General features: G+C 65.2%; 1 protein-coding gene. It reads left to right on the forward strand.

Translation table 11 applies throughout. From position 1 onward, the window contains the following. A partial coding sequence (locus AC2SGK_RS18305; protein ID WP_488324804.1) for an IS3 family transposase occupies positions 1–748 on the forward strand: 748 nt, incomplete at both ends.

The following is a 748-nucleotide window of genomic DNA, read 5'->3' on the forward strand; positions in this document are numbered from 1 at the left end:
GAAGGCCCATCTCGGGCTGTCAGAACGGCGGGCGTGCGAGATTGCGGGCGCGGATCGCAAGATGGTGCGCTACCAGTCGCAGCGTGCGCCTGACACGGCCCTGCGCAGTCGGTTGCGTGATCTGGCCAATGAGAGGCGACGGTTCGGTTACCGGCGGCTCTTCGTCCTGCTCAGGCGGGAGGGCGAGGCGTCGGGGATCAACCGCATCTACCGGCTCTACCGAGAAGAAGGGTTAACGGTGCGTAAACGCAAAGCACGCCGCAAGGCCATCGGCACAAGGGCCCCGATCCTGATCGAGGCGCGGGCCAATGCGCGATGGTCGCTCGACTTCGTGCATGACCAGTTCGCCTGCGGGCGGCGCTTTAGGGTGCTGAACGTGGTGGACGATGTGACGCGCGAGTGCCTTGCGGCGATCCCCGACACGTCCATCTCGGGCCGCCGCGTGGCGCGGGAGCTGACCGCGCTGATCGAACGCCGCGGAAAGCCCGGAATGATCGTCTCTGACAACGGCACCGAACTGACCTCGAACGCAATCCTGAAGTGGTGCGCAGAGCACAAGGTCGAATGGCACTACATCGCGCCGGGCAAGCCGATGCAGAATGGCTTTGTGGAAAGCTTCAACGGCAGGATGCGGGACGAGTTTCTCAACGAGACGCTGTTCCGCAGCCTGGCCCATGCCCGCGATCTGATCGCGGCCTGGGTCACCGACTACAACACCGCGCGGCCCCACTCGGCCCTCGGCTACCAG

The sequence above is a fragment of the Paracoccus sp. NIOT.M2S5SZ12 genome, from assembly GCF_057748165.1.